Below are 15,812 nucleotides of genomic sequence, written 5' to 3'. Positions count from 1 at the left end.
ATGATACGAAAACGAATCTTAGTTACAGGCGGAGCTGGGTTTATTGGTTCACATTTATGCGAACGCTTGTTAAATGAAAACAACGAAGTTATTTGCTTAGATAATTTTTTTACTGGCTCTAAACAAAATATAAGTCATTTAATAGAAAACCCATATTTCGAAATTATTCGCCACGACGTTACTAATCCTATCTTTTTAGAAGTAGATGAGATATACAATCTGGCTTGTCCCGCATCACCTATTCATTATCAATACAACGCCATAAAAACCATAAAAACAAGCGTAATGGGGGCTATTAATATGCTTGGTATGGCTAAACGAATTCGAGCTAAAATTTTACAGGCCTCTACAAGCGAAGTTTATGGCGACCCCGAAATCCACCCTCAAACAGAAAATTATTGGGGACATGTTAACCCCATTGGCGTTCGTTCGTGTTACGATGAAGGAAAACGATGTGCCGAATCGCTCTTTATGAATTATCATAAACAAAATAACGTGCGTATTAAAATCATTCGAATTTTTAATACCTATGGACCACGAATGCACCCCAACGACGGAAGAGTAGTATCAAATTTTATTGTACAAGCTTTAAAAAACGAAGATATTACTGTATATGGCGATGGAAGTCAAACACGAAGCTTTCAATATGTTTCAGACCTTATCGAAGGCATGATGCGAATGATGGCAACGCCCGATTCAATTACAGGACCTGTTAATATTGGAAATCCAGGCGAATTTACCATACTCGAATTAGCCGAAAAAGTAATTCAGCTTACACATTCAAAATCAAAAATCGTTTTTAAACCTCTCCCAGAAGACGACCCTACTCAACGACAACCCAGTATTTCATTAGCCAAACAACTACTAAATAATTGGGAACCTATAGTTCCACTCGAAGAAGGATTAAAACTAACTATAAACTATTTTAAAAAAGAACTTAATTTATGAAAGGAATAATACTCGCAGGTGGTTCGGGAACAAGACTTTATCCTATTACCATCAGTATTTCAAAACAAATAGTGCCTATTTATGACAAACCTATGATTTATTATCCCTTGTCAGTACTCATGATGGCAGGCATAAAAGAAATTCTTATTATTTCTACTCCTAAAGATATTTCGTTATATGAAAACCTATTTCACGACGGTTCGCACTTGGGATTAAAAATTAGTTATGCAATTCAACCCTCACCCGACGGCTTAGCACAAGCTTTTATTATTGGCGAAGAATTTATTGGCAATAGCGAAGTTTGTATGATTTTAGGCGATAATATTTTTTACGGATATGGACTAAGAAAAATGTTAAAAGAAGCTGCTTCGCTAAAACAAGGAGCTACCGTTTTTGGTTATTATGTTAAAGACCCCGAACGATATGGAGTTGCAGAATTTGATAAAGAAGGTAAAGTCATTAGTATCGAAGAAAAACCCAAAAATCCTAAATCGAACTTTGCTATTACAGGGCTATATTTTTACGATAATACGGTTGTTGAAAAAGCAAAAACATTAAAACCTTCAGCACGTGGCGAACTTGAAATTACCGATCTTAATCGATTATATTTAAACGAAAATAAATTAAACGTAAAACTATTAAGTAGAGGTATGGCTTGGCTCGATACAGGCACGCATGAGTCGCTCCTATTAGCATCCAATTTTATTGCTACTATTGAACAACGACAAGGACTTAAAGTTGCCTGTATCGAAGAAATTGCATACAGAGAAGGGTTTATTGATAAGCAACAACTTATTAGTTTAGCATCAATGTTTCGAAACAACCCTTATGGAGAATATTTGTTAGATATTGCTAATGACAAATATATTTTGCAATGAAAATCATTGAAACACCAATAAAAGATTTGTTAATAATTGAACCCGATATTTTCAACGATCATCGTGGCTATTTTATTGAATCATATAACGAAAAACGATTTCATTCACTTGGAATCACAAATCATTTTGTACAAGATAACGAATCACAATCGGTATTTGGGGTTATAAGAGGACTCCACTATCAAATAGAACCATATGCTCAAGCAAAATTGGTAAGGGTTATCAAAGGTAAAGTATTGGATATAGCCGTAGATTTAAGAAAAAATAGCCCAACTTTTGGAAAATGGTACGGCATAGAACTCGACGAAGAAACTAAAAAAATGTTTTACATTCCCAGAGGTTTTGCTCACGGATTTAGTGTACTGTCTGATATAGCTATCTTTTCATACAAATGCGATAATTTTTATAATAAAGAAGCCGAACGAGGGATTATTTTCTCAGACCCACAACTTAACATTGATTGGAAAATTGAAACCCCAAAAGTTATTGTCTCTGAAAAAGATAAATTACTTCCATTATTTTCAAATGCTCATTATTTTTAAAAAATAAACAATATGAACAATATCTTGGTAACTGGTTCGAATGGTCAACTTGGTAGTGAAATAAAAAAATTAGCAACCGATTATCCAAAACTAAAATTTACTTTTACCGATATTGACGAACTCGATATTACAAACATATCAAAATTAAAACTTTTTTTCAACAACAATAAAGTCAGTTATATTATCAATACTGCAGCATACACCGCAGTAGATAAAGCTGAAAACGACGAAAAAATAGCCCGACTTATTAATGTAGAAGGCGTTGCAAACTTATCATTTTTAGCATCAAGCTATAAATGTCATCTTATACATATATCTACCGATTATGTTTTTGATGGCAAAACTAATAAACCCTATACAGAAGATAACCCAACTAATCCTATTGGAGTTTATGGAAAAACTAAACTTTTAGGCGAAACAGAAGCGTTGCGACATCCCGAAACAATGATTATACGTACTTCGTGGCTTTATTCTACATTTGGAAATAACTTTGTAAAAAATATTTTAAAATATGCTAAAGAACGTAATGAGTTAAATGTTGTTTACGATCAAATAGGATGTCCTACCTATGCAGAAGACCTTGCTCGTGCTATTTTAAATATTATTGAGCAACACTTTAACAATCACCACACCTTTAAAAGAGGTATTTATCATTTTGCAAATAAAGGCATTTGTTCATGGTACGATTTAGCATACAACATAGTAAGCTATTTCAACCTACCCTGTAAAGTAAATCCTATTTTAACCGAAGCATATCCAACTCCAGCCCAACGCCCTGCATACAGTGTATTAAATACAGAAAAATTTAGAACTACCTTTAACCAAGATATACCATATTGGCGCGATAGCTTAAATAAATGTTTAACGTTTTTAAAATAAATAACCATGAATACCGAAAGATACCAAATTGCATTATCTAAAGCCGAAAAATGGCTTCAAAGTAATTTAATGGATGCCGAATCAAAAGAAGCCATTAAACAAATGCTCAATAATCCAGACGAACTCATTGAAGCGTTTTACGAAAATCTTGAATTTGGAACAGGTGGTCTTAGAGGTATTATGGGCATTGGTACAAACCGCATGAATATATACATTGTTCAAATGGCTACACAAGGGTTGTGTAACTACCTTTTAAAAGCCTTTCCTAACGAACCTAAAAAAATTGCCATTTCTTACGATAGCCGAAACAACAGCAAGTTATTTGCACACACTACTGCCAATGTATGTGCATCGAATGGTTTTGAAGTTTTTATTTTCGATGATATCCGTCCAACACCAGAATTATCGTATGCAGTTCGAAAATTGAATTGCGTTTCAGGTATCATGATTACAGCTTCGCACAACCCCAAAGAATATAACGGATACAAAGCATACGGAAATGATGGAGGACAATTTATTGCCCCCCACGACAAAAATATAATCAACGAAGTTAAAGCTATTCAATCATTTGAAGAAGTTAAAATAAATCTACATCAAGATAATATTCATATTTTAAATTCATCGTTCGATGAACTTTATTTTAATGAAGTTACGCAATTATGCTTACAACCAGAAATCATCAAAAAACACAATAATTTGTCTTTTGTATATACCCCCTTGCATGGTACCGGAATCAAACTTGTTCCTGAAGCATTAAAAAGAATGGGCTTTACCAATATTCAAATTGTAAAAGAGCAAGCAATCATAGATGGTAACTTTCCAACCGTAAAAAGTCCTAACCCCGAAGAAAAATCAGCACTTGAAATGGCAATATCAAAAGCACAAAAGATAAATGCCGATCTTGTTTTTGCTACCGACCCAGACGCCGATAGAGTAGGCATAGCGGTTAAAAATTCGAAAAACGAATTTATCTTACTAAACGGAAATCAAACAGCTTCTTTACTTACTTATTATATTTTAGAGCAGTGGGAAAAATTAGGGAAATTAAAAGGTAATGAATACATTGTAAAAACCATTGTTACAACTGAATTGCTGGTTAAAATCGCTCAAAAATATCAGGTCGAAGTATTCGACGTTTTAACTGGTTTTAAATACATTGCAGAAATTATTCGCTTAAACGAGGGTAAAAAAACATACATCTGTGGAGGCGAAGAAAGTTATGGTTTTTTAATTGGCGACTACGTTCGCGATAAAGATGCAGTTTCGGCATGCATGCTTATTGCAGAAGTCGCAGCATGGGCAAAAGAACAAAATAAAACCTTATGGGATATCCTCATGGATATTTATAAAGAATTTGGCTTATACAAAGAAGCATTGATTTCTATAACAAAAAAAGGATTAAACGGACAAGAAGAAATAAAAAACATGATGAATAACTTTCGCAATCACCCCCCAAAAAAATTAGCCAATTCCAACATTATTAAAATAAAAGATTATTTAGAACAAAAAGAAATAGAAGTTTTTACAAATAAAGTAACCCCTATTTCATTACCTAAATCAGACGTTTTACAATTTATTACAGAAGACGAAACAATAATCTCCATTCGTCCCAGTGGCACAGAACCTAAAATTAAATTTTATATTGGTACTAAAGCTACCATAAATACTAACTACGAAATTGCCAACCAATTACTCGACCAAAAAATTGCTCTAATAAAACAAGATTTAAACCTATAAAATGAAACGAACATCATTAAATATTAAACATACAATTTAATGATTATTATGTGAGTTCCATCTAACCTTAGCTCAAAAAATAAAAATAAACACATGAAATTCGACTATTTAGTTTTAGGCTCAGGAATAGCAGGATTAGCTTTTGCACTAAAAGCAGCTCAAAAAGGAAGTGTTTGCATTGTTACAAAAAAAACACTCGAAGATACCAATACCCGTTACGCTCAGGGTGGTATAGCAGCAGTTACCTATAATCCCGATAACTTTGAAAAACACGTAAAAGACACCCTTGTTGCAGGCGCCGGTTTATGCAACGAAACTGTTGTAAGAATGGTTGTTAGCGAAGCACCCAAACGAATAGAGGACCTTATTCAATGGGGCATACAATTCGATAAAGATACCCAAGGGCGTTTTCATCTTGTTCGCGAAGGAGGACATAGTGAATACAGAATACTACATTACAAAGATAAAACCGGCGACGAAATTCAACGTGTATTGTCAGCAAGAGTTCGCGAAAACAAAAATATTACTGTACTCGAAAATCATTTTGCCATCGATTTAATAACACAACATCATTTAGGAATAGAAGTTAAACGTGGTATGCCCAATATTGAATGTTATGGCGTTTACGTTCACGATTTAAAACAAAACAAAATTTTTACCATTCTATCCAAAATAACACTCATAGCAACAGGTGGAATTGGCAATATTTATTCAACAACTACAAACCCAAGCATTGCTACTGGCGATGGCATTGCCATGCTTTATAGAGCCAAAGGCTATTGCGAAAATATGGAATTTATACAATTTCACCCTACCGCTTTTTATTTACCATCCGAACGACCAGCATTTCTAATAACTGAAGCATTAAGAGGATTTGGAGCTAAACTCAAAACCATCGATGGGTATTATTTTATGAAAGATTTCGATAGTCGCGAAGAACTTGCTCCCCGCGATATTGTGGCAAGAGCCATCGATTATATTTTAAAAAAAACCGGCGATGAATACGTTTTTTTAGATGCCTCACATTTAAATAAAAACGAACTTATTGAACATTTTCCAACAATTTACGCAAAATGTTTAAAACGCAATATCGACATAACACGCGAACCCATACCTGTAACACCTGCTGCACACTATTTATGCGGAGGAATAAAAGTTAATATGAATGCACAAACGAGCATACAACATCTTTATGCTGCCGGCGAATGCGCTTCTACCGGACTTCATGGTGCCAACAGGCTCGCTTCTAACTCACTCATTGAAGCTATTGTATTTGCTCACAAAGCTTACGAAGATTCATTAAACCATATCGATTATATTAACTATCAAACAAATGTACCCCAATGGAACGATAAAGGCACCACCCACCCAAAAGAAATGATATTAATAACACATACACTAAAAGAATTGCAACAATTAATGACTAATTATGTCGGAATTGTTCGCTCTAATGAACGACTAAAACGCGCTTTCGAAAGATTAAAAATGCTACATAACGAAACAGAAATACTCTATAAAACTACAAAAATTTCACCTCAGTTATGCGAATTACGTAATTCTATTAATGTTGCTTATCTTATTATAAGAGCCGCCATGGATAGAAAAGAAAGCATTGGCCTACATTACAATATTGATTTCCCATCATAGCATGCAACTTTTATCAACTTTTTTTTGTCATATAAAAAACATATATTTGTATCGAACGAATAACCTTAAACTTTATAATTTATGAAACATTTTTTATTATCGTTGGTTTTAATTATAGTATTTTTTGGTGTTTTTGCCAAAAAAGTTGATGTTGAAACTGCCCAAAAAGTTGCCAAAAATGTATATTACATTAAAGCAAACAACCTTTTTAATAAATCTTTTGATGATATCCAATTATCGTGGGTATATACTGAATATTTCAATAATGAACCTGTATATTATGTTTTTAATGTAAACCAAAACGAAGGTTTTGTAATTATTTCAGCCGATGATATTGCTAAACCTATTATTGGATATAGCTTCGAAGGTCCTTATCCATTATTTAACCAACCTCCCCAATTTTCAGAATGGATGAATGGTTATAAAGAACAAATCGTATATGCTAAAAGTAATAATATTAAAGCCAATTCCGAAATTCAAAACGAATGGAATAATTTATTAGTAGAAAAACCATTATTAACCAAAGAAAAAGCAATACAGCCTTTATTACTGCACACATGGAATCAAGATTGGCCATGGAATGCTTATTGCCCTGTCGATGCCAATGGTCCTGGAGGACATGTTTATGCTGGATGTGTTGCTGTTTCTATGGCTCAACTCATGAAATATTACAATTATCCCAACCAAGGAACTGGTTCGCATACCAATTATTCTATTTGGAATGGTGGATATGGTAATCTTACCATAAACTATGGCACTCAAACTTATAATTGGTATAGCATGCCTAATATTGTGAATACCACAAATTACAATGAAGTAGCAAAACTATTATATCATTGTAGTGTTGCTGTTGATATGAATTATGGTCCTGATGGTTCCGGAAGTCAAACATCTAAAATTGCTACTGCATTAAAAACGTATTACTTTTATTCTACCAATATCCAATATGTTCAAAAAAGTAGCTACTCAGATGCCAATTGGAAAAATTTATTAAAACAACAGATCGACAACAAATGGCCTATGGCTTACCAAGGCTCAGATGGTACTTCAGGACATGCATGGAATTGCGACGGCTATAATGGCGACCAATTTCATATGAATTGGGGATGGAGTGGAAGCGCTAACGGATATTACGACTTATCTAGCTTAGTTGCTGGAGGCTATGATTTAACTCAAAATCAAGGTGCTGTTATAAATGTTTATCCAGCCAATAACTATCCCGAATTTTGTAGTGGAACTAAAAATATTATTGGAAGAGCCGGTGCATTCAATGATGGCAGTGGTAACCAAAACTATTTAAACAACCAAGATTGCAAATATTTAATACAACCCGAATGTGCTAATTCTGTTAGCCTATCCTTCGACCGTTTTGAACTTGGCAATGGCGATCATGTTTATGTATATGACGGTACTTCTACTGCCGACTCTTTATTAGCCGATTATACAAATTCTAACTTACCAGGTACAACTATTTTAAACAGCTCTGGAAGTGCTATGCTTATTCGCTTTGTCACTGATGGTTCAGATAATAATTTAGGATGGTATGCTAGCTATACTACAACCACCTGTCAAGGAACAAAATATTTAACAGATGTTACAGGTACAGTTGAGGATGGAAGTAAAACCTGCGATTACGATAATTCTAAAATTTGTACTTGGTATTTACAACCTGCCAATGCAACTGCTTTTACGCTTAACTTCCAAGAATTTGACTTCCCTTCAACTGACCAAACCGATAACCTTAAAATATACAAAAATTCTACCGTTACATCTAATTTAATTGGAACCTATACGTCAGCCAATGTACCTCCTTCTACACTCGATATTCAGGGAGCTAGCAAGGTTATTGTTAAATTTACCTCCAATTCTACCACTACTGCTGGTGGTTTTAAATTAACCTATAATACAACACTCACCGGAATTGAAAATAATTTAATCGAAAATAAAGTTGAAATATTCCCCAATCCTTTCATAAACGATGCTACCATTAAATTCTCTTTAAACGAACAAAATAATAATGTTAAAATTAGCCTTGAAAATATTATTGGTAAAACCATAGGAAATTATGAAACCACAATGAATCAAGGCGATAAAGAAATTTCACTCAGCACAATTATTCAATCCCAAACATTAACCGAAGGCTTATATTTTGTAAGAATAAATATAAACAACAAAGAATCTGTTTATAAATTAATACATCAATAATTTATGGGCTGGCATTTGCCAGCCTTTTTTTGTTAACTTAATATAATTCAAATGAAACATTTAATTTTATCTATAGTATTTTTATTTACCATTCATGCATATGCACAACATTTACCTTGTAAAACCCCAGAAATAAATAAATGGGCAGAAGAAAATAATCCACTTGCCTTACAATCAAAAAAAGAGCTTGAACAATTTACTCAAAAGTACATTTCTAAAAGCACAAAAGAAGATACTATTATCATAATTCCTGTTGTTTTTCATATCGTACACAATTATGGAGCCGAAAATATTTCAAAAGAACAAGTTTTAGACGCAATTCGAGTAATAAATGAAGATTTTAGAAAATTAAATGCCGACACCAGCGATATTATACCTGAATTTAAAGCAATAGCAGCAGATTGTAAAATTGAATTTCGGTTAGCAAAAATAGATCCCAACGGAAATTGTACAGATGGAATCGATCGAGTTGTTTCTACACTTACTTATAATGCTGACGAAAACACTAAAATGATTGCTCCATCATGGGATAGAACAAAATATTTAAATATTTGGACCGTAGCTTCTATTGCTAACGGAGCTGCAGGTTATTCTTACTATCCATCAAGCGTCAATGGTTCTTGGGGAGTACCTTTAGATGGAGTTTTAATTTTAGCAAATTATGTTGGTAGTATTGGTACAGGCCAATATTCAAGAGCAAGAGCGCTTACACACGAAATTGGACATTATTTAAATTTAATGCATCCTTGGGGAAACTCTAACACACCAGGTTTAGCTGAAAATTGCAACGACGACGATGAAGTAACCGATACACCAAATACCATTGGGCATACTTCGTGTGACCTATATGCAGTAACCTGTGGATCACTCGACAATGTCCAAAATTATATGGAATACGCTTATTGCGATAGAATGTTCACAGAAGGACAAAAGCTACGTATGAGAGCCGCACTTCATAGCTCTATAAGCGGAAGAAATAATCTATGGACACAGCAAAATTTAATAGCTACGGGGGTTGCTAATAATACTTCTCCAGCTATTTGTGAACCGATTGCCGATTTTACTTACAATAAAAAATTTGGATGTGTGAATAACACAATCCAATATACAAATTTAACATGGCACACCGATTCTATTTCTTCTATTGAATGGACATTTCAGGGTGGAACTCCTGCTACATCTAACGAACAAAATCCCATTGTATCTTACCCCAATGCAGGTATTTTCTCCGCTTCATTAACGGTTTCAAATCCTGCTGGCAATAGTACCATTACAAAAAATAATATCATTCAAATTCAAGATCCTAATTATTTATTATCGCCACCATGGACAGAAAGTTTTGAAGATAATAATTTCCCCTATTTTAATGATTTAAATTATTCATGGTTTATCAGTGGTAATGCGACAAACCACTGGAATAGAACTACGAATGCAAGCTATACAGGAACTGCCTGTTTGGTTGCACCCAACAATCTTAATCAAGATAATGAAATAACAGAAATTGCTACATCCAATATAGCTATTGCGGGACAAAATACATCTAATATCATTAAATTTAAGGTAGCTTATGCACAAATAGACGAAAATTCTACCGATCGTTTAGATGTTTACGCTTCGTTCAATTGTGGTCAAACATGGTATCCACGATTAAGTAAAAGCGGCTCTTTGTTACAATCTACCAATGGAGTTTTTATCAATAATTTTGTACCACAACCCGAACAATGGAAAGAAGAATTTATAAGCATTGGTACATTTTTAAATAAACCATATATCCGATTAAAATTTGTAGCTACCAGCCATAATGGTAACCCCATTTACATCGACGATATTCAATTAGACCAAGCAAGCGATATTAATTTTAATAGTTTTGATGCAGAATACCTGCCAACAATTTTTCCTAACCCCATTAACGAAAACTCAAAACTGTGGCTTAAAACTAATAAAGAAGAAAATTTAAATCTGAAAGTTAACAACATTGTTGGTCAATGTATCATTAACAAAAACATTGTGTTAAATAACGGCGAAAATACATTAACAATTCACGAACTCAATAATCTACCATCAGGAATCTATTTTATTTCACTTACCATTAATGAAAAATCAAGCAATTTGAAAATAATAATTCCTTAAAATCAAATAGCTATGAAAACTATTGGATTTTTAATTTTATTTATGTCAACTGTGTTAATGTATGCACAAGTTGGTAAAGATTGTAATAACCCATATATTATTGATGCCCTACCTTTTAATTTATCAGGCCAAACTACACAAGGTTTTGGCAATGACTATAACGATACTATGGCTTGCAATAGCTTGTATATGAGCGGAAACGACTTTGTATTTGCCTATACCCCAAGCTCCAACATAAATGTAACAATAAAGCTCACCAATACCAATGTTTTAGTAGGATTATTTATTTTAGACGGCTGCCCCGATCAATCTACTACGAATTGTGTAGCCAAAAATGAAGCATCAAATGGAAATCCTCAGCTTTCAAACATAGCCTTAACAGCAAATCATACCTATTATATTATTATAGACACTTATAATGCTGCTAATTTATTCCCTTCTACAGGATTTTCTATTAACATGGACGAAAGTCATACCAACGACGTGGGCGCTATTTGGATGTTTAAACCCCGTTCTGGATGTCACTTAAATGCTCAAACACCCATGCTCCTAGTTTACAAAAACTATGGAACACAAGCCATCGACACAGTTATATGCGGCTATCAAATTGATAATAATGCTCCTGTGATTGAAACAAGTGTGCATCATTTAAGCCCTAACCAGGAATTGTATTATTCATTTTATACACCTGCTGATTTATCTAACGTAAATCATGCTTATAAAATTAAAATGTTTGTGCATCTGAACAATGACGAAAATTCCATTAACGACACCATTACCAAGTGGATTTTTCATAGCGATGCTATTTCGTCATTTCCGTTCTTTACTGATTTTGAAAATGATAATGGAGGATTTCATACCCAATGGATTTCTGACCTTCAACCAACAACTTCTTGGGAATGGGGTCAACCCAATGCTCCAATTATCAATCATGCCTCGAGCGGCTCAAAATGCTGGGCAACCAATCTAAGTGGTGATTATCTTTCGCCCGAAGATTCATACATTTTATCCCCCTGTTTTGACTTTTCGTCTGTAACATTGCCCATCGTCGAATTCGATTTATGGTATGAAACAGAAGTTGCCGATATTGCACAACTCGAATATAGCATTGATTCGGCTTATTCTTGGCACAGAGTTGGCAATACAGGCGAAGGCTTTAACTGGTATAACACACCAACGGGATATTCAGATATGGGATGGAACGGAAGTACCGGCGGTTGGGTACATGCTCAACACACCCTCGATGGATTAGGAGGAAAATCGAATGTTCTTTTACGTATATCATTCAGAGGTGGCGTTAATGGCACAAATGAAGGCATCGCTATTGACAACTTCAAAATTAGCGAATCTCCACAAAATGATGTTTCTATTAATATGGTTACATACCCATACGATTCGTGTGGCTTGTCCGGCAATGAAAAAATAACAGTAAAAATTACCAATAACGGACTCAATGATGTACACCATTTCCCTGTATATTTTTCAATTGATAATGGCAATCATTATGTTCAAGAAGAAATTATCGATACATTATCGTTTAATGAAAGTATTTTCTATACAACCCATACAACTTTTAATTTTGCTAATGCCGGGTTATATCAATTAAAAATATACTGCAATCTTACCAACGATCAAAATCGATTAAATGATACTATTTTACACAACATCATGAACTTTCCAAGTATTACGCTTTATCCATACATCGAAGACTTCGAAAACAATAATGGTTTTTGGTATGCCACTGGCATGAACAACTCATGGCAATGGGGACAACCCAACGACACCGCATTATCTCAGGCATTTTCAGGCACTAACGTATGGGCTACCAACCTTTCGGGCTATCATAATCTTGCAGAAGAAAGTTATGTTTACAGTCCATGTTTTGATCTTTCGACACTTAACAATCCCGTTTTTAAAAGCGCCATTTGGTATCAAGAAACTTATCCCACATATTGCCAGGTTCAAGTAAAAAATGGCACTTCCATTATTTGGAATACTTTAGGTTCAGCCTCTGATCCTAATTGGTACAATTCCGGTTATTCGTGGACCGAAAACTCAAACGGATGGAAACAAGTTAAACATTCGTTAAAAGATTATGTTTCTAGCAATATCAAGTTAAGATTTTATTTCAAAGGAACTGTTCAAAACACCGGATTTGCATTCGATAAAATTGAAATATGCGATGCCCCTAAAGCTGATTTTATTGAAATTGCACCAACTAAAGCGGGTTATTTTGTTTACTTCCAAAACCAAAGTCAACGGATGGACTCTTGCTTATGGAACTTTGGCGATGGTAGCTTTTCAAAAGAAATATCCCCTATTCATCAATATAATAGCTCAGATAGCGTTTTAACAACGCTCACTGTTTGGAATAATTGCGATACCGATAGTATTTCAAAATATGTTCATCCTCTTTACATAAATATTCCAGAAAATGCATTAAATACTAATTTATCGGCCTATTATCATAAACAAAATTTATACATTAAAAACGATGGCAGTTCCGATCTTGCCAATATTACCATTTACAATGTATTAGGAATCAAATTAGTTGATTTTAACATTGTATTAAATGAAGGCAACAATGTTATACCAATCCAACATAAGTTAGACAACAATTTGTACATCATTAAAATTAAAACCTCAAAATCAATTCTAAGCATAAAAGTTAACAATTGATGAAATTAGGATTAGCAATTGTTTGGACATTATTTATCTTAATAGGTTCAGCTATTTCAGGAAATTCAATAAATCAGTTTCAATTTTTACACATTCCATATATAGACAAAGTTGTACATTTTATATGGTACTTTGTATTGTATGTTTTATGGTATTCATATATGCTAAATCGAAAATATATTTATGTAAAACTAAAATTTCGTTTTTTACTCTTTTTTACAATAATTTTATTTGGTTTTGTCCTTGAAGTCTTTCAAAAATATTTTTTCATTAAACGTTCAGCAGAAATGGCTGATTTTTATGCTGATAGTTTAGGTACATGTTGGGCTCTATTCTTATTCTTTAAGCTTTACCAATCTAAATATTTAGGAAAATATTTGTAATTATTTATTATCTTTGCAAAGCTTAGTGAATAAACATCTTTTTAAATATGTCAAAAATCAAATATAAATTCAATCCCGAAACACTAACCTATCACTTAGTTGAGCGTAGCCTTAAAAGCAAAATTTTAAGAGTTATATATTCCATTACTTCATTTTTATTTTTTGCAATAGTTGGAGCATTTTTATACAGTATATTTTTCGATTCTCCAAAAGAAAAAATTTTAAAACGTGAAAACAAGATGTTGGTTTTTCAATACCAAGAACTTGAAAAGAAATTAAAAGATATTGAAAAAATATTAGCCGAATTGCAATATCGTGATGACAATATTTACCGAAGCCTTTTTGAAGTAGAACCCATACCAGAAAGTGTTCGTAAAGGAGGCATAGGTGGAGCTAAAAAATACGAAGAACTCGAAAATTTAGAACATTCCGATTTAATTATCCACACCTCAAAACATATTGATCAAATAATGAAACAAATATATATTCAATCAAAATCTTTTGATGAAATAGTCTATCTTGCCAAAAACAAAGAAAAGTGGTTAAAATCGATGCCAGCAATTTTACCAATTCTAATAAGAGACAAATTTAAAATCACTTCTCATTTTGGAATTCGATACGATCCTGTTTACCGCAACATAAAAAAAATGCACGAAGGTATAGACTTCAATTGTGCAACAGGTACAAATGTTAGAGCCACCGGTGATGGCACTGTGATTGAAGCCAATTATTCAAAGGGCGGTTATGGAAACGAAGTAATTATTGATCACGGATTTGGATATAAAACCCGATATGCTCATTTAAGCAAAATACTTGTTAAAAAAGGACAAAAGGTATCTAGAGGCGAAATAATTGGAAAAGTAGGAAGTACAGGTAAATCAGTAGGACCTCATCTTCATTATGAAGTTAGAAAAAATAATAAACCCATTAACCCAATAAATTTCTTTTATCTCGACCTTTCACCAGAAGAATACGATAAAATGATAGAAATGTCTGCACAAGAAGGTGGAATTGCATTAGATTAATTATGCCATATAAAAAACCAAATATCGAAAAAATACACTACTCCATTGGAGAAGTTGCAAATATGTTTGGTATAGCTGCATCCGTACTTCGATACTGGGAGAAAGAATTTAAAATTATTAAACCCTTTAAAAACGCAAAAGGAAATCGATACTACACACCTAAAGATATTGATAACATAAAACTCATCTATCATTTACTTAAAGAAAAAGGACTTACCATCGATGGTGCTAAACTTTATATTAATAGTAAAAGTGATACAGAAATTGATAAAACAACTCATATCTTATCTAAACTCATACAAATAAAAGACGAATTGCTTACTATAAAAGAAAACTTAAAAGAAATATCAACACATTTCAAAAGCATAAATAATGAACAATAAAAAAAATAGAATTAATATTGTTTTTTCTACAAATCCTGAATTTAAATATCAATTTGAAAATGAAAACACCGAACCCGATACACTCCCACCAGAAAAGCAAAAATTATATTTAAGTCTTGATAAAAAAAATAGAAATGGAAAAATTGTTACTATTATTTCCAATTTTATCGGTAAACAAGACGATTTAATCAATCTTGAAAAATTACTTAAAACAAAATGCGGAACCGGTGGTTCTTCTAAAGATGGTGAAATTATTATTCAAGGCGATTTTAGAGATAAAATAGAACATATTCTCAATCAATTAGGATACAAAACCATTCGTAAAGGTTAAAAGTAAAAACCTTTAATTTTTTTAAACGTAAAAAAGGTTAAAAAT

The 15,812-nt window shown here is 33.1% G+C and carries 13 protein-coding genes; all 13 read left to right on the top strand.

Annotation, left to right across the window (positions count from 1 at the left end):
- The 13 genes from HPY79_07080 to HPY79_07020 all read left to right on the top strand — a co-directional run bounded on the left by HPY79_07080 (position 1) and on the right by HPY79_07020 (position 15,767).
- The gene (locus tag HPY79_07080; protein ID NSW45558.1) at positions 1-948 is read left to right on the top strand and encodes an SDR family oxidoreductase; all 948 of its coding nucleotides are present in this window, start codon (positions 1-3) and stop codon (positions 946-948) included.
- Complete coding sequence (gene rfbA, locus HPY79_07075) at positions 945-1,826, top strand: glucose-1-phosphate thymidylyltransferase RfbA (protein NSW45557.1); 882 nt, start codon at positions 945-947, stop codon at positions 1,824-1,826. The genes HPY79_07080 and rfbA overlap by 4 nt, the downstream gene beginning before the upstream one ends.
- Positions 1,823-2,368, top strand: a complete 546-nt coding sequence (rfbC, locus tag HPY79_07070; protein NSW45556.1) for a dTDP-4-dehydrorhamnose 3,5-epimerase — start codon at positions 1,823-1,825, stop codon at positions 2,366-2,368. Before rfbA ends, rfbC begins: the two co-directional genes overlap by 4 nt.
- 12 nt (positions 2,369-2,380) lie before the next feature.
- Complete coding sequence (rfbD, locus tag HPY79_07065; protein ID NSW45555.1) at positions 2,381-3,247, top strand: dTDP-4-dehydrorhamnose reductase; 867 nt, start codon at positions 2,381-2,383, stop codon at positions 3,245-3,247.
- Positions 3,248-3,253: 6 nt separating this feature from the next.
- Positions 3,254-4,984, top strand: a complete 1,731-nt coding sequence (locus HPY79_07060; protein ID NSW45554.1) for a phospho-sugar mutase — start codon at positions 3,254-3,256, stop codon at positions 4,982-4,984.
- 93 nt (positions 4,985-5,077) lie between these two features.
- Positions 5,078-6,631, top strand: coding sequence for an L-aspartate oxidase (gene nadB / locus HPY79_07055; protein ID NSW45553.1), 1,554 nt, complete (start codon positions 5,078-5,080; stop codon positions 6,629-6,631).
- A gap of 81 nt (positions 6,632-6,712) precedes the next feature.
- Positions 6,713-8,836 carry a C10 family peptidase gene (locus HPY79_07050; GenBank protein NSW45552.1) on the top strand — a complete coding sequence of 708 codons (2,124 nt, stop codon included), beginning with the start codon at positions 6,713-6,715 and terminating at the stop codon, positions 8,834-8,836.
- A 51-nt stretch (positions 8,837-8,887) separates the two neighbouring features.
- Positions 8,888-10,966, top strand: a complete 2,079-nt coding sequence (locus HPY79_07045; protein ID NSW45551.1) for a PKD domain-containing protein — start codon at positions 8,888-8,890, stop codon at positions 10,964-10,966.
- Positions 10,967-10,978: 12 nt separating this feature from the next.
- Positions 10,979-13,645, top strand: a complete 2,667-nt coding sequence (locus HPY79_07040) for a hypothetical protein (protein NSW45550.1) — start codon at positions 10,979-10,981, stop codon at positions 13,643-13,645.
- A complete protein-coding gene (gene vanZ, locus HPY79_07035; GenBank protein ID NSW45549.1) occupies positions 13,645-14,028 on the top strand; it encodes a VanZ family protein in 384 nt (127 codons plus the stop codon). The genes HPY79_07040 and vanZ overlap by 1 nt, the downstream gene beginning before the upstream one ends.
- Before the next feature lie 47 nt (positions 14,029-14,075).
- On the top strand, positions 14,076-15,053 hold the full coding sequence (locus tag HPY79_07030; protein NSW45548.1) for a M23 family metallopeptidase: 978 nt from the start codon (positions 14,076-14,078) through the stop codon (positions 15,051-15,053).
- Positions 15,054-15,055: 2 nt separating this feature from the next.
- Complete coding sequence (locus tag HPY79_07025) at positions 15,056-15,436, top strand: MerR family transcriptional regulator (protein ID NSW45547.1); 381 nt, start codon at positions 15,056-15,058, stop codon at positions 15,434-15,436.
- The gene (locus HPY79_07020; GenBank protein NSW45546.1) at positions 15,426-15,767 is read left to right on the top strand and encodes a translation initiation factor; all 342 of its coding nucleotides are present in this window, start codon (positions 15,426-15,428) and stop codon (positions 15,765-15,767) included. Before HPY79_07025 ends, HPY79_07020 begins: the two co-directional genes overlap by 11 nt.
- The last annotated feature ends 45 nt before the right edge of the window (positions 15,768-15,812 follow it).

Source organism: Bacteroidales bacterium (assembly GCA_013314715.1).
Taxonomy (GTDB): Bacteria; Bacteroidota; Bacteroidia; order Bacteroidales; family GWA2-32-17; genus Ch61.
This window is presented reverse-complemented; position numbering and strand designations above follow the sequence as displayed.